Source organism: Stenotrophomonas sp. YJH_SMC_48-3, from assembly GCF_059369375.1.
Window position 1 is genome coordinate 1 of record NZ_JCAFSQ010000005.1, and the last position, 20,578, is coordinate 20,578.

Sequence of the window (20,578 nt, forward strand, 5' to 3'; positions counted from 1 at the left end):
GGCGATTTTCTTCGACGAGGCTTCGATGGCCGACATGGTGGTCACCACCTGGCCCACCACCTCACCGCCCTGCGAGGCGACGCCATGGGCGCCGATGGCGAGCTGGTTGGCCTGGCGGGCGTGTTCGGCGTTCTGGCGCACGGTGGAGGTCAGTTCCTCCATCGAGGCTGCGGTTTCCTCCAGGTTGGCGGCCTGCTGCTCGGTACGGCGCGACAGGTCGCTGTTGCCGGACGCGATCTCGCCAGCGGCGAGGGTGATGCTGGAGGCACTGGCCTGGATCTGGCTGACGATCTGGGTCAGCTGTGCGACGGTGGTGTTGGCGTCGTCACGCATGCGCGCGAACACGCCGTTGAACTGGCCGTCCATGCGTGCGGTCAGGTCGCCGGCGGCGATCGACTGCAGCAGCTGCGAGAGCTGGCCGAGGTTGCCGTCGGCGACCTGCATCATGCTGTTGAGCTGCTCGATCATCACGCGGAAATCGTGATCGAAGCGCTGCGCGTCACCGCGCTGGCTGAAGTCGCCCGCAGCGGCGGCCGAGGCCAGGTGCTGGATCTGCGTATTGATGGCCAGCAGGCTGGCCTTGGCGGCGTCCATCGATTCGTGCAGGATCGCGCGGCTGCCGGGCAGGCGGCGGGCGTCCGGAGCAAGGTTGCCGATGGCGTACTGGTTGAGCACTTCAATGGCATCGACGATCGCATCGAGGTGTTCGAAGATCACCGTGTTGATGCCGCTGGCCAGCTGGCCGTAGACGCCCGGGAAGTCTTCCGGAATACGGTGGCTGATGTCCGGGCCGGCATGCATCTGTGCCATCAGCTGCGTCTGCTCGCTGAAACGGCGCAGCATTGCGGTCATTTCGGCCGTGGCCGTAAGCATCCTGCCGGCTTCGTCCCTGCTGGTGGCCTGGGTGCTGACGCTGAGATCGCCGCGGGCGACCGCCTGGATGGCATGCACGGCCTTGCCCAGCGGGCCGGTGACCGCGCGCGAGATGACGATGGCCAGCGCGGCGGCCACCAGCGACAGCAGGATGATGCAGCCGATGATGGCGATCATGCTGTTGCGATGGGTGGCGTTGGCGTCGGCGATCTTGCCGTCCATCTGCCCGGCGATATGGGCGCCCAGTGCCTTCATCGCAGCGAACAGGTCGCGGCGCGCCGGGCGTGACTGCTCGTCGGAGATCTGCCGCGCCAGGACGCCGTCACCGGCGGTCACGGCGTCGCGCATCGCCTTGTTGGCGGCGAAGTAGCGATCCAGTTGCGCGCTGGCTGCGCGATACAGTTCACGCTCCTTGTCCAGCGCCGGCAGCGCCGCGTACGCCGCCAGTTCGTCATGTACGGCCTTGGCGGTGTCGTCCATGCGCTTGTTGTAGTCGGTCACCTTTTCCGGCTGGTCGAGCATGCTCAGCTGGGCCAGTTCGTAGGTGCGGAACTCCCCGAGCTGCGAGCGCGCCTCGCCCAGGTGCTGGACCGAGGGGATATCGTTGCCAGCCATGTCGCGTAGCTGCGCGTTGGCTTCGCTCAGTCGCAGCAGGGCGAACGCGCCGAGGATCAGGGTCATCAACGTGGTGAGGGTGAACCCCACAGCCAGCTTGCGGGCGATGGGCAGATCTTGGAACCACTTCATGCAGGGTGCTCCAGGTGGGCAGAGTGCCGGCGTCTGTGCGCCGGTTTGGGGGTGGTTGCAGAGCGAACGGTGGTTCCCGGTGGGGTTCGGTGACGGCCGTCAATGCGAAATAGCGGCGCAGTCTCGATGGACTTTATGGACGCAGATCACATTCGGATGCGTAGGGAGGGCAGCATGGAAGCGTTGCAGCGACGCGGTTTTCGATTGGATGAAGTGGTTGCGACAGCAACTAGCGTGCCGACGGAGTTCACGATTTGGTTTCGGGGTGCCGTCCCGCAGTCAGATTCCGTTCCTGCGGAAGGGAATCTGACCCCCCCTGGCAGACCGAACACAAACGAAAACCGCCGCCCCGAGGGGCGGCGGTCCATGGTTCGCATGCAGCGTGGATCAGGCCGCCTGCGGCATCCGCAGCGAGCGCACCAACCCACCGATGTCGACGATCAGCGCGACCCGGCCGTCGCCGAGGATGGTGGCGCCGGATACTCCGCCGATGCGGCGGTAGTTGTTCTCGATGTTCTTCACCACGACCTGCTGCTGGCCGACCAGTTCGTCCACCTCCAGCGCGATCTTCTGGCCATCACCTTCGACCACCACCACCAGCGATTCGCTGCCGGGTGCGCGGTTGCCGTAGCCGTAGTACTCGCTCAGCGAGAGGATCGGCAGGTACTCGCCACGCACGCGCAGCACGCGGCCCTCGCCGGCCATGCTGCGGATGTCCTCGGCCTGCGGCTGCAGCGCCTCCAGCACGTACGCCAGGGGCAGGATCAGGGTTTCGCCGGCCACCGCTACGGTCATGCCGTCGAGGATGGCCAGGGTCAGCGGCAGGCGGATCAGCGTGCGGGTGCCGGTACCGAGGCTGCTTTCGATCTGCACCTCGCCGCCCAGTGCCTGGATGTTGCGGCGGACCACGTCCATGCCGACACCACGCCCGGACAGGTCGGTGACCGCATCGGCCGTGGAGAAGCCTGGCTGGAAGATCAGGTCCCAGACCTGCGAGTCGGTCGGGTTGTCCGGCACGGCCAGGCCGCGTTCGTGAGCCTTGGCCAGGATCTTGGCGCGGTCCAGGCCACGGCCATCGTCGCTGACTTCGATGACGATATGGCCGCCCTGATGCGAGGCCGCCAGGGTGATCGTGCCGGTCTCGTCCTTGCCTGCACCGCGGCGCACGTCGGGCATTTCCAGGCCGTGGTCGATCGAGTTGCGCACCAGGTGCACCAGCGGATCGGCGATCTTCTCGATCAGGCCCTTGTCCAGCTCGGTACCTTCGCCGACGGTGCGCAGGCGCACCTGCTTGCCGAGGCGGCTGGACAGGTCGCGGACCAGGCGCGGGAAGCGACGGAACACCGCATCGACCGGCAGCATGCGCACGCCGATCACCGCTTCCTGCAGGTCGCGTGTGTTGCGTTCAAGCTGGTCCAGGCCGGCGAACAGGCTCTCGGCGTGGACCGGGTCCAGCGCGTGCGAGACCTGCTTGAGCATGGCCTGGGTGATGACCAGTTCGCCGACCAGGTTGATCAGCGCATCGACCTTGTCGACGCTGACGCGGATCGAGGTTTCCGCTTCCTGGCTGGCACCACCGCTGGCGGCAGGCGCGGCAGGTGCCGACGGCGCCGCTGCCACCGGAGCGGGGGCCGCTGCGGCCTGGGCCTGGGTGGCCAGGCTTGGCGGAGCGGCCGGACGGATGTCCAGTTCGCAGTCGTCCAGCACCCAGGCGAAGGTGTCTTCGATCTTGCTGCGCGGCACCTTGCCGACCAGGCCCAGATCCCACGCCAGGTGGGCCTCCAGCGGGTCGAGCTGGGCGAAGCCGGGCAGGCGTTCCATGCGCGCGGCGACCTGCAGCGAGCCGAGGTGTTCCAGCTCGCGGATAATGCGCAGCGGGTCGTTGCCGCTCATGAACAGCGACGGCGCCGGAGTGAAGCCGATCTGCCAGGCTTCGGGGGTATCGTCCACCTTGGCCGCTGCCGCGACCGGAGCGCTCGATGCGGCCTGGCCGGAGAGAACGGCTTCCAGGCGCGCCTTCACTGCGGCGACAGCGGCGGGGTCGGCAGCCTGGCCGTGTTCGGCTTCGCGCAGCAGGGCGCGAAGCACGTCCACCGAAGACAGCATGGCGTCGACGGCATGGCCTTCCAGCGCCCGCTTGCCGGCACGCAGCTCATCGAGCAGCGTTTCCAGCACGTGGGTCAGGCCGGCGATGGCATCGAAGCCGAAGGTGCCGGCGCCGCCCTTGATCGAGTGGGCGGCGCGGAACACCGAATTGATGATCTCCGCGTCCTGCTGCCCCGATTCCAGGGCCAGCAGGCCAGCCTCCATCGCGTCGAGGCCTTCGCGGCTCTCCTCGAAGAAGGTGGCGTGGAAGCGTTGCAGGTCCATGCTCATGGCAGTGGCGGTCCGGAAGCGAAGAAGGGGAGCGGTGCGGGGCGATCAGCCCAGCACTTTCTGCACGGTGGCGACCAGCTGTTCCGGATTGAACGGCTTGACCAGCCAGCCGGTGGCACCGGCGGCCTTGCCTTCGGACTTCTTGTCGGCGGCCGATTCGGTGGTCAGCATCAGCAGCGGGGTGAACTTGTAGTCCGGCAGCTGGCGCAGTTCGCGGATCAGCGCGATGCCGTCCATGTTCGGCATGTTGACGTCGGTGACCACCGCATTGAAGCGCTGGCCCTTGGCGCGACCGAGCGCGACCGCGCCGTCTTCGGCTTCTTCGACGGCAAAACCGGCCGAGGTGAGGGCGAAGGAAACCATCTGGCGCATCGACGCCGAATCGTCCACCACCAAGATACGTGCGCTCATGCAGCGTTCTCCACAGATTTCAGGTTGTCATGGGTTGCGTCCAGGCCCAGGGCCTGGGTGACGCCCAGCAGGCGCGCGGCGTCACGGAAGGTTGCGGTGCAACCGTGGAAGCCGGTGCCCAGGCCTGCCTCGCGGCGGGCCTGCACGAATGCACACAGCACCTGCACGGCGGCCGTGTGGATGCGGGCGACCTGGCTTGCATCCAGGGTCAGCTCGCCTGCCTGCGCCACCAGCGGGGCGAGGCGGTTCTTGAGCTCGGTGCTGCTCTCGATGCCGAGATCCCCACCCAGTTCGACAGTGCTCATCGTTGCTCCGGACAAACGGTTCCGTGATCCATAACGGCACCCCGGCAGGGTTCTTTAGGGGAATCGACGCGGTGCGCCGATGCGGTGTTGTTCGGGGACGGGAGATGCCAATGCTGCGCATCGGCACCTGCAGTCCCCGACAGGCACCGCGTCGGCGCAAAGCGCCGACTCAACTCAACAGCCGTGTGGCGTCGAGCAGGATCATCGGACGCTGGCTGACCCGGGCGACGCCACGGAACAGGTCGTTGGAAATCTGGCAGATGCGCGCGGTATCAGGCGGCTCGATCTGCGAGTCGGTAAGGTTGGCGACATCTTCCACCGCCGACACGCGCAGGCCGATGGTTTCGCCGTCTTCCTCCAGCACCACGATGCGGGTCTGCGAATCGTCTTCGGCAGCGGCCGCACCCAGGTGCAGGCCGAGATCCATCACCGGTACCACCTGGCCCCGAAGGTTCATGATGCCGAGCATCGCTGGTGCGGTGCCGCGCAATGGCAGCAGGGGAACTGGCAGCACCACTTCCTGCACCTTCAGCAGTTCCAGCGCATAAGCCTGGGTGCCGCAACGCAGGCGCAGCCAGCGCGAGGTGCGCTCGCCGGCGCGGCGGTTCTGCGGATGCGGGCTGCTGGCGGGCTGGAGAGCCTGTGCCTGCAGTTCCTGCCAGGTGCCGGGACGGTTGGTGGCCGGGGCATCCACGGCAACGCGGGGCGGCGGCGCGACGGCAGCGGGCGCAGCCGGGGCAGGCGCGGGTGCAGGGCGCGGCGCCGGGGGCGCTACCACGGCCGGGGGCGGCGTGGGGACATCCGCGCCGCCGGCAGCGGCCTCGAACGCAGCCTGCAGGCCGGGGCTGTCAGTGTGGGCGAGGTGATGGCTGTCGGCCGCGTCGGTCTCGTAGATCACTTCGTCGGGCAGGTCGTCCCAGGTGGGCTCCGGGCCGGCCTTGGCCGGGGCCGTCTCGTGGATCACCTCGTCAGGCAGATCATCCCAGGTCGGTTCCCGCTCGGGAGCGGCGACCGGCATTGCGGCGGCCTCGAAGGCGGCTTCGAGCGCGGCGTTGTCCGCGGCAGGCGCCGCGGCGACGGTGTCGGTCTCGTAGATCACCTCGGCCGGCAGGTCATCCCAGGTCGGCTCATGTTCCGGTTGCGATATGCTGGCCGGGGCCGGGGCCGGGGCCGGGGCGACGCTGTCCGGCGTTGGAAGCACGACGGCCGGAGCGATCGCTTCGCCCAGCAGTTCGTCCAGATAGTCGTCCAGTACGCCGGTGCTGTTCATGCGGCCTGCTCCAGGGCGCGGGCATCCTCACCGAGGATCCAGTTCAGTGCGCGGCGATAGGCGGCCAGGCCGCGGCCCGGGTACTCCTCACCAACGCTGGGCAGGGTCAGGCCTGCGGCATTGCTGATGCGGGTGTCGATCGGAATGGCGTCTTCCCACACGCGGGTGCCATGACGATCCTGCATGGTGCGCAGCGACTCGTTGCCGGCGCGGGTGCGGCGGTCGAACAGGGTCGGCAGGATCGAGATCGGCAGCGGGCGGCGGCGCGAGCGCTCGACCATCTCGCCGGTGCGGACCATGCCGTCCAGGCCATGCAGGGCCAGCGGCTCGGCCTGGGTGGGGATGATCAGGCGGTCGGCAGCGGCCAGCGCGTTGATCATCAACAGGCCAAGGGTGGGGGCACAGTCCAGCAGGATGTAGTCGTGCTGGCCCTGGTGGCGCGCCAGTGCGTTCTGCAGGGCCAGGCCGAGGCCGGGCTGGTTGGCGCTGCGGCGCTCCAGCGTGGCCAGCGCCGACTGCGCGCAGACATAGTCCAGGCCTTGGATGCTGCTGGCATGGCACAGGCTGGAAAGATCGGCCGGCGGAGCGCCGAACAGTTCCAGCACGCCGGCCGGCGGCGGATCCACCGGTACGCCGAAGGCGCGGCTGAGCGAGGCGTGCGGATCGAGATCGATCAGCAGCACGCGATGGCCCAGCGCGGCCAGGCCGCGGCCGAGGGCGAGGGTGGTGGTGGTCTTGCCGACTCCGCCCTTCTGGTTGGCGATTGCCCAGATGCGCATCGGTTTACTCCTTCATTGCCGGGGGAACGGCGGCGCCGACGCGGCTGCCAGCCGGCACCGGCGGCAACTTCACCGGTGCGATGGGGGAGGTGGGGGCGCTGGCCGGAGTTGCGGCGGCTTGTTCGGTGGTGCTGTTGTCGACGGCGCCGGTGGCCGCATTGAGGCGCTGGCCGAGCGGATCCACCGAATGCGAGGTGTCGGCCAGGATGATGACCATCACCCGGCGGTTGCGGTTGCGCCCCTGCGCGCTGTCGTTCTCTTCGCGCGGACGGAACTGGCCATAGCCGACCATCGCCAGCCGCGACGGCTGCACGCCCTGGTCGGCGAACAGATGCACCACGCTGGCGGCGCGTCCGGCCGACAGTTCCCAGTTCGAAGGGAAGGTGGCGGTGGCGATCGGCACGTTGTCGGTGTGGCCTTCCACGCGCACGCTGTTGGGCACGTCACGCAGCACCTCGGCGAGGCTGGCCAGCGTCTGCCGTGCATGCACGTCCAGCGCGGCCGAGCCGGTGGGGAACAGGATGTCGCTGTTGATCTCCACTTCAATCCACAACTCGGTGCGGCGCACGCTGATCATGCCGCGGTCGATCAGCGGCGCCAATGCAGCGGTGAGGCGGTCGGCGATGCTGTTGAGCTGGCGCTCGGCACGGGCGATCTGTTCCTGGTTGTGCACGGAGACCGGCATGCGCATCTGCGAGGCCATCGACGGCAGCAGGGTCGGGTCGTGCGACGGCGCCGGCGCGGAGGGGCCGATCTTGGTGCCGGACTTGATCACCGAAGGGCTGTCCCAGCCGCCACCCTGCACCTGCTTGTTCCCCACCTGCACCGGGTTGATGGTGCGCGGTGCGCCACCGAAGGCATCGGTGAGCGCGTCGGCCATGATCCGGTACTTGCCCTCGTTGACCGAGGAGATCGCGTACATGACCACGAAGAAGGCGAGCAGCAGCGTCATCAGGTCGGCATAGGGGATCGCCCATGCTTCATGGTTGGCGTGCTCTTCGTGGTGCTTGCGGCGGGCCATGTCAGTGCAGGAAGCCGGAAAGGTTGGTTTCGATGTTGCGCGGGTTCTCGCCCTGGGCGATCGAGATCAGCCCTTCAATGACCATTTCGCGGTCGCGGGTGTTGTGCGAGATCACACTCTTGAGCTTGGCAGCCACCGGCAGGAACAGCAGGTTGGCCGAGGCGATGCCGTAGATGGTGGCGGTGAACGCGGCGGCGATGCCGTGGCCGAGCTTGCTCGGGTCGGCCAGGTTCTTCATCACCGCGATCAGGCCGAGCACGGCGCCGATGATGCCGAGGGTCGGGGCGTAGATGCCCATCGCTTCGAAGACCTTGGCGCCGGCCTGGTCCTGGTGTTCCTGGCTGCCCAGTTCGATTTCCAGCATGTGCCGCATCGATTCGGGCTCGACGCCGTCCACCAGAAGCTGCAGGCCCTTGCGCAGGAACGGGTCCTGCTGCGCTTCCACCTGCGATTCCAGACCCAGCAGGCCCTGGCGGCGGGCGATGTTGCTCCACTCGACGATCTGCTGGATCAGTTCGCGGCGATCACTGTGTGGCGGGCGTACGACCCAGCGCACGATCTTGAACGCATGCTTGAACACCGCCGGCGAGGTATGCAGCAGGATCGCGGCGACGGTGCCGACGATGACGATCACGAACGCCGCAGGCGACCACAACGACGCCAGGCCGGCGCCCTTGAGGATGCTGCCGCCGACCAGCGAGGCCAGGGCGAGAAAGAGTCCAATGAGGCTGAGTCTATCCATGGTTCCGGTATCGGCGTGTATGAATGGGACTTGAGACACCGGTAGATCGCGTACAGACGGTAGTCACAGTTTTTCGGGTCGCCGGGCATGGCCCTGGCGGGGTTCAACGCAGCCCGTCCACGTCCAGGATCAGGGCCATGCGACCATCGCCGATCAAGGTTGCACCGGCATAACCGCGCAGGCCGCGCAGGGCCTTCGGCAGTGGCTTGATGACCACTTCCTCACGCCCGCGCACCTGGTCCACGACCAGCCCGAAGCGGGCTTCGCCGGCCTGCAGCACCACGATGGTCAGCAGGGTTGACGCGGCCGGTGTCACATCCAGCCACTGGCGCAGGTCGACCAGCGGCAGGGTGTGCGAGCGGCGATCAAGCACGGCGCGGCCATCGAACCAGCCCAGCGAGGTGCGCGGCGCGTGCAGCACTTCCATCACGCGTGCCAGGGGTAGTGCGTAGACGTCCTCGCCGGCCTGCACCAGCAGGGTCGGCAGGATCGCCAGGGTGAGCGGCACGCGGATCAGGAAGCGGCTGCCACGACCCAGTTCCGACTGGATCTGGATCTGGCCGCTCAGTTCGCGGATGCGCGACTGCACCACGTCCATGCCTACGCCACGGCCGGAGATGTCGGTGACCTGCTGCTTGGTCGAGAAGCCCGGCAGGAACACCAGGTGCAGGCACTCCTCGCTGCTCAGGCGGGCAGCGGCCTCCGGATCGATCAGGCCTTTCTCACGCGCCTTGGCGCGCAGCTTCTCCGGGTCGATGCCGGCGCCATCGTCCTGCACCTCGATGCTGACGTAGTCGCCTTCCTGCTGCGCCGACAGGCGTACATGGCCCATCCGCGGCTTGCCTTGTGCTTCGCGCAGGTCGGGCATTTCCACGCCATGGTCGATGGCGTTGCGGACCAGGTGCACCAGCGGGTCGGCCAGGGCCTCGACCAGGTTGCGGTCGAGCTCGGTCTCGGCACCGATCAGCTCCAGGTCCACTTCCTTCTTCAGCGAGCGGGCAACGTCGCGGGCGACCTTGGGGAACCGCGAGAACACCTTGCCCACCGGCTGCATGCGGGTGCGCATCACCGCCGATTGCAGGCGCGCGGTGGCGATATCCAGCGTCGACACGGCGCGGTCCAGCTCTTCATCGCGCAGGCGTGCACGCAGGGTCTTGAGCCGATTGCGCGACAGCACCAGTTCGCCGATCAGGTTGACGATCGCGTCCAGGCGTTTGGTATCAACGCGCACCGTGTGTTCGGCCTCGGCCAGCGGCTTGGCCGCCGGCTTGGCCACGGGTGCCGGTGCAGCGACCGGGCGCGGCGCGGGCGCCGGCGCCGGTGCCAGGACTGCAGCAGGCTTGGCACCCGGTGCGGCGCCACCGTGCAACTGGTCGAGCAGGGCTTCGAACTCGTCCTCGCTGATCAGGCCGTCGTCGGCTTTTTTTGCCGGCGCGATCGCAGTCGGAGCATTGCCACCGTGCAGCTGGTCGAGCAGCGCCTCGAATTCGTCGTCGGTGATCAGGTCGCTGCCCCCCGCGGCGGGTGCTGCGGCGGCGGCGGGCGCAGCCACGGCACCCCCGTGCACGTCGAACTGGGCGATCAGGTCCGGCGGCGCATAGCCCGGCTCGGTGCCGGACGACACGGCGTCCAGCATCGACTGCAGGTAATCCAGTGATTGCTGGGCCGCGTCGAAGTGGTGGGCCTGCAGCACGGCCTGGCCGGCGCGCGCCGCGCCCAGCGCCTCCTCAGCGGCGTGGCACAGCTCGACCATGGCAGTGACGCCGAGGAAGCCGGCGCCGCCCTTGAGCGTGTGGTAGCCGCGGAACACCGCATTGAGCTGGTCGCTGTCCTGCGGTGCCTGCTCCAGCGACACCAGCTGTTCGCCGAGGCGGTCCAGGATCTCCTGCGCCTCGATGATGAAATCGGCAGTGATGTCGTCGGATACCGCGCTCATGCTTACAGCCCCAGATCCGACAACAGGTCGTCGGCGTCGTTCTGCGAGACCGCGTGGCGGTCCAGTCCCTTCAGTGCCGGCCCGGCCAGTGCCGGGTCGGTGCGATGCTGTTCCGGCGGCAGGCCGAGTGCGCCGAAGCCCTCGTGCACGCGGCGGACGATGCCGACCACGCGACGGATGATCTGCCCGGTCAGGTCCTGGTAGCTCTGGGTCAGGGCGATCTCGGTCAGGTTGTGGCGGATGCGCTCGAGCTGCGCGTCCTGGCCTGGCTGCAGGCCTTCGGCACGCAGCTGTTCGGTCAGGCTGCGGCATTCCTCGGCCAGGTCCAGGGTACGGTGGGTGGCCTGTTCGGTCATCGCCACCACGTGGTCCAGGCGCGCGCAGGCGTCATCCAGCTCACCGGCCTCGCTGGGCACGGTCGGCAGTTCACCCAGCGCCTGTCCCAGCTCGCGGGCCAGCCGCGACAGGCCGCTCATCATCGGCTGCGTGCGCAGCGCGACCAGTCCGTCGATGCGTTGCCGCCAGGCAGCTTCGTCACCGGACTCCAGTGCGTCCAGGGCTTCCTGCAGGCGCAGGGCCAGGGCGTTCTTGTCGACCGTGGTATCCATCAGGCGCTGGCCGCCAGGCGTTCGAAGATCTTGCCGAGCTTCTCTTCCAGCGTCTGCGCGGTGAAGGGCTTGATGATGTAGCCGTTCACGCCGTTCTGGGCGGCTTCGATGATCTGTTCGCGCTTGGCTTCGGCAGTGACCATCAGCACTGGCAGGGTCTTCAGCTTGGCATCGGCGCGGATCGCCTTGAGCAGCTCGATGCCGGTCATCACCGGCATGTTCCAGTCGGTGACGACGAAATCGAACGACTGGCTCTGCAGCAGCGACAGCGCGGCATGCCCGTCCTCGGCTTCGGCGGTATTGGTGAAGCCAAGATCGCCCAGCAGGTTCTTGACGATGCGACGCATGGTCGAGAAGTCGTCGACGATCAGGATGCGCATGTTCTTGTTCAAAGCAGAGTTCCTTTGTTGTTCATTCCGGGTGGCCGGGGGCAGCCGCCTCGGGCATGTTCACTCTTCCAGGCCGGCGTCGGCCGCCTCGAAAATCTTCAATCGTCCACGCAGGCGCAGCACGGCCTGGCCGTGGATCTGGCAGACCCGCGACTCGCTCACGCCGAGCACCGCGCCGATCTCCTTCAGGTTCAGTTCCTGCTCGTAATAGAGCGAGAGCACCAGCTGTTCGCGCTCGGGCAGGTGGCCGATGGCCTTGCCCAGCTCGCGGCCGAACTCGCCGCGCTCCAGCACCTGCTGCGGCGTCGGGCCGCCCTGGGCGACGGTATCCAGCTCGCCCTGGTCCTCGATGCGTGACTCCAGGCTCAGCACCTGGCCACGCGCGGCGTCTTCCATCAGCCGCAGGTATTCGGGCAGCGGCATCTCCATCGCGGCGGCCACTTCGGTGGCGCTGGCGGCACGGCCGGTGCTCTGTTCCAGGCGGCGGATGGTGGCAGCGGCGTCGCGTGCGCGGCGATGCACCGAGCGCGGCACCCAGTCGCCACGGCGGATCTCGTCGATCATCGAACCGCGGATGCGGATCGAGGCGTAGGTCTCGAACGAGGCGCCCTGGTCGGCGTCGTAGCTGCGCGACGCTTCGATCAGCCCCATCATGCCGGCCTGGATCAGGTCGTCCACCTCCACGCTCGCCGGCAGGCGTGCGGCCAAGTGGTGGGCGATGCGCCGCACCAGGTCCGAGTGCTGGGAGATGACCTCGTTGGCCGCCGAGCGCTGGACCTCCCGGTACTGGGCTGCGCCTTTCATGCGGCCACCCCGCGCTGCTTGAGAATGCGCTCGAGGAAGAACTCGACGCCGCCACGCGGTTCGGTCGGCGCCTGCCAGCGTGCGGTGCGGCGCGCGATCTCGGTGATCGCCAGCGCGGCTGGGCTGGACGGGTAGGCCTTTACCACCGGTTGCTGGCGCTGCACCGACAGGCGCAGCCAATCATCCTGCGGCACACAGCCCAGATAGTTCAGCGAGACATCGGCGAGGAATTTCTCGCAGACCCGGGTCAGCTTTTCGTACAGCACGCGGCCCTCGTTGGGGTCGCGCACCATGTTGGCCACCACCTGGATGCGGTCCACGCCGCGCTCGCGCGACAGCACCTTGATCAGTGCGTAGGCGTCGGTGATCGAGGCCGGTTCGTCACAGACCACCACCACGGTGTCCTGCGCGGCCTGGCAGAAGGTCAGCACGCCATCGGTGATGCCGGCGGCGGTGTCCACCACCATGATGTCCAGTTCGCGTTCCAGTTCGGAGAACACGTTCACCAGGCCGACGTGCTCGGCCGGGGCCAGCTCGGCCATGTGGCGGCGACCGGACGCGGCCGGGACCACCAGCACGCCGTTCGGGCCTTCGACGATGACGTCGTCCAGCGAGCAGCGGCCGGCCACCAGGTCGGCCAGCGTAAAGGTGGGGTTCAAGCCCAGGATCACGTCGATGTTGGCCAGGCCCAGGTCGGCGTCCAGCAGCAGCGTGCGCTTGCCCATGCCCGCCAGCGCCACAGCCAGGTTGGCCGAGACGTTGGTCTTGCCCACGCCGCCCTTGCCGCCGGTCACCGCGATGGTGCGCACAGGGCCGAGCGGCTCGCTGCGGGTGGCCGACAGCGGGAAGGTCTTGGTCAGCTTGGCGTACTCACGCGACGGCATGGTTCAACTCCGGGTTGCAGGGCATATCGGCCGCTCGGCGCAAATCTTCAAGGCGAAGTACGAGATTGGCTGCACTGGCCCGGTGCAGGTCCTCCGGGACGTCCTGGCCATCGGTCACCCAGGTGATCGGCAGGGCATGGTCCACGGCCACAGACAGGGCGTTGCCGAAGCGGCCGGTCTCGTCCAGCTTGCTCAGCACCAGACCCTGCAGGTTGGCGGCGCCGAAGCGGCGGACCACCTCGTCCATGTCGCCGAAGCTGGTATTGGCCGGCAGCACCAGCAGGGTGCGCACCTGGCGGGCGGCACGCAGCCACTGCAGCTGGGCGGCCAGCGCGCGGTCGCGCGGGCCCAGCCCGGCGGTGTCGATCAGCACCAGCTTGTAGTCCTTCAGGCGTTCCAGCAGCTGGTCCAGGTCGGTGCCGCTGTTGGCCTCGTGCACCGCGATGCCGAGCTGGCGGCCGTAGCCGTAGAGCTGCTCGCGGGCGCCGATGCGGGCGGTATCGGTGGTGACCAGGGCGACGTCACGCGGCGCGTGCTTCTCGGCGAATCGCGAGGCCAGCTTGGCGATGGTGGTGGTCTTGCCGGCGCCGGTCGGGCCGACCAGGGCGATCACGCCGCCTTCTTCCAGCGGGTCGACCGGGGCGATCGGAAGCTTGCGCGAGATCAGCCCCAGCATCAGGCCGCGGCCACGATGGGCTTCGGTCTCCAGCGGGATCTGCATGGCCACGTCGCGGGCCAGGCCGGCATCGAAGCCATATTCGTCCATCAGGTCCAACGCGGTGGCGCGCACCGGGCAGCCGCGCAGGCGCTCGTCGGTGAAGCGGTTCATCTCGCGCTCGATCACCTGGCGCATGCCGGCCACTTCCTGGCGCAACTGGCGGATCTCGGCGTCGTCCTGGGCGACCACCGTCAGCACCGGAGCCGCAGCCAGGGTGGGGGCCGGCGCGGTTTCGACAATGGCATCGGCCAACGCCGGTTCGCTGGCGGCGCTGGCCGGCTGCGCGTCGGCGACGGCAGCGGTCGGCAGCGGCGGCGGCTGCACGGCCGGCGCCACGCTTTCGTGATGCGCCTCGTGCGGCGGATCGATCTGGAAGCGGGCGCGGTTGGCCGGCACGGCGGCGGCCGGTGCAACGATGGCCTCGGCGAACGGCGCGAAGATCTGTTCCGGCAGCGCCGGTTGGTTGACGGCGGCACGCGCGAGGGTGGCCGCAAAGCCTGTGCTGCCGCGGGTCGGCACGATCTCGTCGGCGCTGTCCAGGGTGCGGCCGGTGGCGCCGACCGCGGCGCGGGCGAGGGCGGCCACCGCCGAGGTGGTGGCGGCGACCGGCTCCGGTGCCGGGGTGGCGCTGCGACGGCGGGTGACGGCGGCGATCACCGCATCGGCGGCGGTGCGCGGTTTGGGCGCCGGCGGCGGCGCCACGTCGCGGCGCGAGGCTTCCAGCGCACGCTGCACGGCGCTTTCATCGTAGTTGGCGGCGGCGACGATCTCGATGCCTTCCTCGATCCGGCGGTTGGACAGGATCACGGCATCAGGACCATGTTCCTTGCGCACCAGGTTCATGGCCGAACGCATGTCGGCGGCGACGAATCGTTTGATTTTCATGCTGTGGTCACGAGGCGAAGACGGCGGAGTGGCGGCCGGGGAACTCGGGTGGTCGGTGGTCTGCACGGTGCGGGTTCCCCTTGGTATCTGTCTGTTGCGTTGGTTCGAAGGTGGTGTCTGTTTTCTGGCGCGTCGGCGGGCGGCGTCAGCTGATCGTTCCGACCAGCTTCAGGCGCTTGTCCTCCGGCACCTCGCTGTAGGCCAGGACCGACAGCGACGGAACGCTGTGGCGGACCAGGCGTGCCAGCGCGGCGCGCACCGGGCCAGGTACCAGCACGACCGCGGGCTCGTTGCGGGCTTCCTGCTTGCTGACACATTCGGCCAGGCTCTGGTGCAGTCGCTCAGCGAGTCCGGGTTCCAGCGCGGCGCCGTTGCCCTGCGTGGACTCCTGCAAGACACGTTCCAATTGCGGGTTGAGGGTGAACACCGGCAGCTCCGCCGACATTCCGGCGATCTCCTGCACGATGAAGCGGCCCAGGGCGGTGCGCACGGCGGCGGTCAGCACGGCCGGGTCCTGGCTGCTGGGGGCATGTTCGACCAGTGCCTCGGCGATCTTGCGCAGCTGGCGGATCGGAATGCGCTCGACCAGCAGGTTCTGCAGCACGCGCACCACCGCCGACAGCGGCAGCGCCTTCGGCGTCAGATCTTCGACGAGCTTGGGCGCGCTCTTGGCCAGGTTGGCCAGCAGGTGTTGCACTTCCTCATGGCCGAGCAACTCAGGTGCGTGCTCGCGGATCAGGTGCGAAAGGTGGGTGGCGACCACGGTGGCCGGGTCGACCACCGTGTAGCCCAGCGTTTCGGCCTGGGCACGCTGGTGCGGTTGGATCCAGGTGGCATCGAGGCCGAAGGCGGGGTCCTTGCCGGCGATGCCTTCCAGCGTGCCCAGCGCGCTGCCCGGGTCCAGCGCGAGCTCGCGGTCGGGGTGGATCTCGGCGGTGGCCACCGGCACGCCGTGCACCAGCACGCGGTAGCCGTTGGCGGGCAGTTCCAGGTTGTCGCGGATGTGTACCGATGGAATCAGGAAGCCGACATCCTGGGTCAGCTTGCGGCGCACGCCCTTGATGCGCGCCATCAGTTCGCCGCCCTGGTTGCTGTCCACCAGCGGAATCAGCCGGTAGCCGACCTCCAGGCCCAGCGGATCGACCGGGCGCAGTTCGTCCCAGCTCAGTTCGGCGGTGGGCGCCGGCGCGGCCGGGCGGCCGAGGGCGCTGAGCGCCGCCGGGTCCTTGCCCGTTGCGGCGGCATCGGCGGCCGGGGCCTGGGTCTTGCGGTACAGCTTCCAGGCAATGAAGCCGAGGATCGACGCCAGCGTCAGGAAAGCGACGTTGGGCATGCCCGGCACCAGGCCCACCAGGCCGATGATGCCGGCGGTGATCGCCAGCGCCCGGTACTGGCCGAACACCTGGCCGGTCATGGCCTGGGCCATGTCCTGCGAGCGCGAGGCGCGGGTGACCAGCATCGCCACCGCACTGGAGACCAGCAGCGCCGGCAGCTGGGCCACCAGGCCGTCACCGATCGACAGCAGGGTGTAGGTGGCAGCGGCTTCACCGAAGGGCATGCCATGCTGCAGCACACCCACGGCCAGGCCGCCGAGCATGTTGATGAACAGGATCAGGATGCCGGCGATGGCGTCGCCGCGGATGAACTTGCTGGCACCGTCCATCGCACCGTAGAAGTCGGCTTCCTCGCGGACTTCTTCGCGGCGCAGCTTGGCTTCTTCACGCGTCAGCAAACCGGCGTTGAGGTCGGCGTCGATCGCCATCTGCTTGCCGGGCATCGCGTCGAGGATGAAGCGCGCGGTCACTTCCGAGACCCGGCCGGCGCCCTTGGTGATCACCACGAAGTTGATGATGGTGAGGATCGCGAACACCACGATGCCCACCGCGTAGTTGCCGCCGATCACGAATTCGCCGAAGGCGGCGATGACCTTGCCCGCGGCATCGTGGCCGTTCTGGCCGTTGAGCAGGATCACGCGGGTGGAGGCCACGTTCAGCGCCAGCCGCAGCATGGTGGTGATCAGCAGCACGATCGGGAAGATGGTGAAGTCCAGCGGGCGCTTCACGTAGACCACCGCCAGCAGCACCATCAGCGAGATGGCAATGTTGAAGGTGAACAGCGCATCGAGCACCGGCGCGGCCAGCGGCACCACGACCATGGCCAGCAGGGCCAGCACGATCAGCGGCGCGCCAAGACCCTGGCGGATCATTTCCAGGGCGCGGCGGGTGTTGAAGCCGGTGGAGGGCTGGGCGCTCACGGGCGGCCTCCCTTGCCGAATTCATCCACCTGGATGTGCGGGGCGTCCGGCATCGGGCCAGTGCGCCACGCGCGCAGCTGGTAGACGTAGGACAGGACCTGGGCGACGGCCGAATACAGTCTCACGGGGATTTCCTTTCCGAGTTGGCCCTCCCGATACAAGGCGCGTGCCAAAGGTGGGGCAGAGACGATCGCGACCTTGTTGCCGTCGGCCACTTCACGGATGCGCAGGGCGGTCTCGTCCACGCCCAGGGCGACCACGGTGGGGGCGTTCATGGCGCCGCCCTCGTACTTCAGGGCCACCGCGTAGTGGGTGGGGTTGACCACCACCACGTCGGCGGTGGGTACCGCTTCCATCATCCGGCGGTTGGCCATCTGCTGCTGCAGCTGGCGGATGCGGCCCTTGACCTCGGGGCTGCCCTCGCTTTCCTTCATTTCCCGGCGCAGCTCTTCCCGGGTCATCTTCAGCTTGCGCGTCCAGTTCCAGCGCTGGTACGGCGCGTCGATGGCGGCCAGCACCAGCATCGCGCCGGCGGTGGCCAGCAGCAGGCGCAGGGTGAAGCCGAGGCCGTCGGTGATGGCCGTCTCCAGCGGGTGGTGGATCAGGCCGCGCAGGGTGTCGAAGCCGGTCCAGACCACCAGCCCGGCGGCGACGCCGACGAAGGCCACGCGCAGCAGCGATTTGGTGAACTCGGCAATGGCCTCCGGGCCGTACAGGCGCTTGAGCCCGCTCATCGGGTTCATGCGGTTGATGTCGGGCATCAACGCCTTCTGCGACCAGCGCAGGCCGCCCATCACCAGCGGGGCGACGAAGCTGGCCAGCAGGCAGACCAGCACCAGCGGCGCGATCACCAGCATGAACTGCATCAGCAGGTCGCCGAAGTGGCCGAACAGTTCCTTCGGGTTCTGCCGCAGGCTCTGTTCCGGGCTCAGCGCCTGCTTCATCCAGGCCGTGGCGCCGCGGCCGATCGAGCCGCTCATGGCCATCACCGCCAGCACGCCGGCGCCGAACACGGCGGCCGTGCCGAGCTCGCGCGAGCGCGGCAGGTTGCCCTGTTCGCGGGCGTCGCGCAGGCGTTTTTCGGTCGGTTGTTCGGTCTTTTCGCCGGCGGATTCGTTCTCGGACATCACGGGCACTGCGGCAGGGGTTGCCGGGGTGCGTGCAAGAACTGTTCCGTGATGGGGTGTTGCCTATCCACGCGCGGCGCGGATCTATTTGTAGAGCCGAGCCCATGCTCGGCTATGTTTGGATCGGGCGCGAAGAGCAGCCGAGCGCAGGCTCGGCTCTACAGGGGAGAGTTGTCGCTGGACGGTGGGCTCTGCGCCAGCTCCACCCGCGGCCGCGGCAGGTCGTGCAGCTGCATGAAGCGCGCCGCGTCGACCGGGCGGCCGAGCAGGTAGCCCTGCAGGTAGTCGCAGCCCAGGCGCTCCAGGTAGGCGCGCTGGGCGGTGGTTTCCACGCCTTCGGCGACGATGTCCATGTCCAGCGCATGGCCCAGCGCCACGATCGCCGAGACGATCACCACGTCCTCTGCACTGTGTTCCAGGTCGCGCACGAACGCATGGTCGATCTTGATCTCGGTGGCCGGCAGCCGCTTCAGGTACAGCAGGCTGGAATAGCCAGTGCCGAAGTCATCGATGGATATGCCTACGCCCAGCGCCGACAGCGCCTGCAGCAGGCGCAAGCTGGTGTCGGTATCGCGCATCACCGTGCTTTCGGTGATTTCCAGCACCAGGTGGCGCGGAGCGATGTTGTGGCGTTCGATCATCGCGCGCACATCCTGCAGCAGGTGCGGCGAACTGAACTGCACCGGCGACAGGTTCACCGACATCGACCAGCCTTCGTGACCGGCATCGTGCCAGCGCCGCAGTTGCAGGCAGGCCTGGTCCAGCGCCCAGCGCCCGATCTCGTTGATCGCGCCGCTGCGCTCGGCCAGGCGGATGAACCGATCGGGCGGAATCAGGCCATGCTCCGGATGGTGCCAGCGGATCAACGCTTCGGCACCGGCCACCTTCTGCGTGGCCACGCGGATCTTGGGCTGGTAGTGCAGGAACAGCTGCTCGCTGCCAATGGCCCGGCGCAGGTCGGCCAGCAGCCGGAACTGTTGTTCGGCGCTGTCATTCATCCAGTCGGCGAACAGCACGAAGGCGTTGCGTCCGGATTCCTTGGCCTGGTACATCGCCGCATCGGCAAACGCCATCAGCTGCCGTTCGCTGGCAGCGTGGTCGGGGCAGATTGCCACGCCGATGCTGGCGGTTACCTGCAGTTCGTTGTCCGGCAGCAACGGGCCGCTGCCCACCGCCTGCAGGATGCGCCGGGCGAGGGTGGGCAGGTCCTCGTCGTGTTCGATGCGTACCACCAGCACGAACTCGTCACCGCCCAGTCGTGCCAGCATATCGTTGGGCCGCAGCAGCTGGCGGGTGCGCTCGGCCACCGCCACCAGCAGTGCATCGCCGGCCTGGTGGCCGTAGGCATCGTTGACCTGCTTGAAGCCGTCCAGGTCCATGAACATCACGGCGAAACGGCTGCCGCCCTGCTCGGCCTCGGCCAGTGCCTGCACGATGCGACGCTGCAGCAGCAGGCGGTTGGGCAGGCGGGTGAGCGGATCATGCAGTGCGGCCTGGGTCAGTTCCTGCTGCGCATCGGTCAACGAGGTGCTCAGCATGGAGTTGCGCAGTCGCAGCAGCTGCGCCTCCACCCGCTGGTCCAGCCAGGACACCACCAGCACCACCGCGAGGATCGCCACGGACAGCACCACCACCAGCATGGCCAGCCATTCGCTCTGCAAGCCGTCGCCGACGGCTGCGCCGCAGATGCTGCCCTCCGGAAAGCGAGCAGCGGCCATGCCGGTGTAGTGCATGCCGACGATCGCCAGGCCGAGCAGCCCCGCCGCGGCCAAGCGGTCGCCGATACGGGTGCGCTGCCCACGCAGGCGGAACGCAACATACAGGGCTGTCCACGAGGCGGCGACCGCCACCATCAGTGATAGCAGCAGCCAGCCCGGGTCGTAGTCGATGCCTGGCTGCATGCGCATTGCGGCCATGCCGACGTAGTGCATGCCGGCGATGCCGGTGCCCATCAGCAGGGCACCGCCGGCCAGCCGTGGATGCGGCAGAGTACGCAGCGAGACCAGCCACAGTGCGAATACCGACGAAGCGATCGCCAAGGCCAGCGAGAGCAGGGTGATCGGCAGGTCGTAGCCGAGCGGAATGGGCAGATCGAAGGCGAGCATGCCGATGAAGTGCATCGACCAGATGCCCAGGCCCATGGCGAAGCCACCACCGAGGCGCCACCACCAGGCCGCGGCCTTGCCGGGCGCGGTAATCGTGCGCCCGGCCATTGCCAGTGCAGTGTAGGAAGCCATCACGGCTACCAGCAGCGAGATTGCGACCAGCCACGGGTTGTACGTGCCTACCAGCATTCGTCAGTCTCCCGGACCTGCCTGTCGACGGAAACCACGGTGGGGCATGCATGAGGCAGGCCGACGCAGGGCGGCGGCCACGTGCGGCATCCCCCCGGTTGCCGCGCATTCACTCTAACGCGCAGACCCGGGGGAAGGGCAAGCAGTAAAACGTG

At 68.2% G+C, this 20,578-nt stretch carries 17 protein-coding genes; all 17 read right to left on the minus strand.

What is annotated here, in order from left to right; translation table 11 throughout:
• The coding region (locus AC5P65_RS09245) for a HAMP domain-containing methyl-accepting chemotaxis protein (protein ID WP_495215536.1) at window positions 1–1,620 on the minus strand (1,620 nt) is incomplete at its 3' end.
• A gap of 387 nt (window positions 1,621–2,007) precedes the next feature.
• On the minus strand, window positions 2,008–3,996 hold the full coding sequence (locus AC5P65_RS09250; RefSeq protein ID WP_495215537.1) for a chemotaxis protein CheA: 1,989 nt from the start codon (window positions 3,994–3,996) through the stop codon (window positions 2,008–2,010).
• 45 nt (window positions 3,997–4,041) lie between these two features.
• A complete protein-coding gene (locus tag AC5P65_RS09255; RefSeq protein ID WP_005409521.1) occupies window positions 4,042–4,407 on the minus strand; it encodes a response regulator in 366 nt (121 codons plus the stop codon).
• Complete coding sequence (locus AC5P65_RS09260) at window positions 4,404–4,712, minus strand: STAS domain-containing protein (RefSeq protein WP_019659587.1); 309 nt, start codon at window positions 4,710–4,712, stop codon at window positions 4,404–4,406. The genes AC5P65_RS09255 and AC5P65_RS09260 overlap by 4 nt, the downstream gene beginning before the upstream one ends.
• A 169-nt stretch (window positions 4,713–4,881) precedes the next feature.
• Window positions 4,882–5,982 carry a chemotaxis protein CheW gene (locus tag AC5P65_RS09265; protein ID WP_459389499.1) on the minus strand — a complete coding sequence of 367 codons (1,101 nt, stop codon included), beginning with the start codon at window positions 5,980–5,982 and terminating at the stop codon, window positions 4,882–4,884.
• Window positions 5,979–6,761 (minus strand): ParA family protein, encoded by a 783-nt coding sequence (locus AC5P65_RS09270; RefSeq protein WP_019659589.1) that lies wholly within the window; start codon window positions 6,759–6,761, stop codon window positions 5,979–5,981. The genes AC5P65_RS09265 and AC5P65_RS09270 overlap by 4 nt, the downstream gene beginning before the upstream one ends.
• A gap of 4 nt (window positions 6,762–6,765) precedes the next feature.
• A complete protein-coding gene (gene motD / locus AC5P65_RS09275) occupies window positions 6,766–7,782 on the minus strand; it encodes a flagellar motor protein MotD (protein WP_049397376.1) in 1,017 nt (338 codons plus the stop codon).
• A 1-nt stretch (window position 7,783) separates the two neighbouring features.
• Window positions 7,784–8,524, minus strand: coding sequence for a flagellar motor protein (locus AC5P65_RS09280; RefSeq protein ID WP_010482457.1), 741 nt, complete (start codon window positions 8,522–8,524; stop codon window positions 7,784–7,786).
• Window positions 8,525–8,627: 103 nt separating this feature from the next.
• Window positions 8,628–10,460: a chemotaxis protein CheA gene (locus AC5P65_RS09285; RefSeq protein WP_026346971.1), complete on the minus strand. Its 1,833-nt coding sequence runs from the start codon at window positions 10,458–10,460 to the stop codon at window positions 8,628–8,630.
• 2 nt (window positions 10,461–10,462) lie between these two features.
• Window positions 10,463–11,068, minus strand: a complete 606-nt coding sequence (locus AC5P65_RS09290; protein ID WP_019659591.1) for a protein phosphatase CheZ — start codon at window positions 11,066–11,068, stop codon at window positions 10,463–10,465.
• Window positions 11,068–11,460, minus strand: coding sequence for a chemotaxis response regulator CheY (gene cheY, locus AC5P65_RS09295; protein ID WP_019659592.1), 393 nt, complete (start codon window positions 11,458–11,460; stop codon window positions 11,068–11,070). The genes AC5P65_RS09290 and cheY overlap by 1 nt, the downstream gene beginning before the upstream one ends.
• Window positions 11,461–11,517: 57 nt before the next feature.
• On the minus strand, window positions 11,518–12,261 hold the full coding sequence (locus tag AC5P65_RS09300; RefSeq protein WP_019659593.1) for an RNA polymerase sigma factor FliA: 744 nt from the start codon (window positions 12,259–12,261) through the stop codon (window positions 11,518–11,520).
• Complete coding sequence (locus AC5P65_RS09305; protein WP_005409532.1) at window positions 12,258–13,145, minus strand: MinD/ParA family ATP-binding protein; 888 nt, start codon at window positions 13,143–13,145, stop codon at window positions 12,258–12,260. The genes AC5P65_RS09300 and AC5P65_RS09305 overlap by 4 nt, the downstream gene beginning before the upstream one ends.
• Window positions 13,132–14,748, minus strand: a complete 1,617-nt coding sequence (flhF, locus tag AC5P65_RS09310; RefSeq protein ID WP_111098340.1) for a flagellar biosynthesis GTPase FlhF — start codon at window positions 14,746–14,748, stop codon at window positions 13,132–13,134. Before flhF ends, AC5P65_RS09305 begins: the two co-directional genes overlap by 14 nt.
• A 145-nt stretch (window positions 14,749–14,893) precedes the next feature.
• Window positions 14,894–16,954: a flagellar biosynthesis protein FlhA gene (flhA, locus tag AC5P65_RS09315; protein ID WP_180832666.1), complete on the minus strand. Its 2,061-nt coding sequence runs from the start codon at window positions 16,952–16,954 to the stop codon at window positions 14,894–14,896.
• 44 nt (window positions 16,955–16,998) lie between these two features.
• Window positions 16,999–18,129, minus strand: a complete 1,131-nt coding sequence (gene flhB / locus AC5P65_RS09320; protein WP_111098339.1) for a flagellar biosynthesis protein FlhB — start codon at window positions 18,127–18,129, stop codon at window positions 16,999–17,001.
• Between the two features lie 158 nt (window positions 18,130–18,287).
• Complete coding sequence (locus AC5P65_RS09325; protein WP_021203857.1) at window positions 18,288–20,423, minus strand: putative bifunctional diguanylate cyclase/phosphodiesterase; 2,136 nt, start codon at window positions 20,421–20,423, stop codon at window positions 18,288–18,290.
• Between the last annotated feature and the right edge of the window lie 155 nt (window positions 20,424–20,578).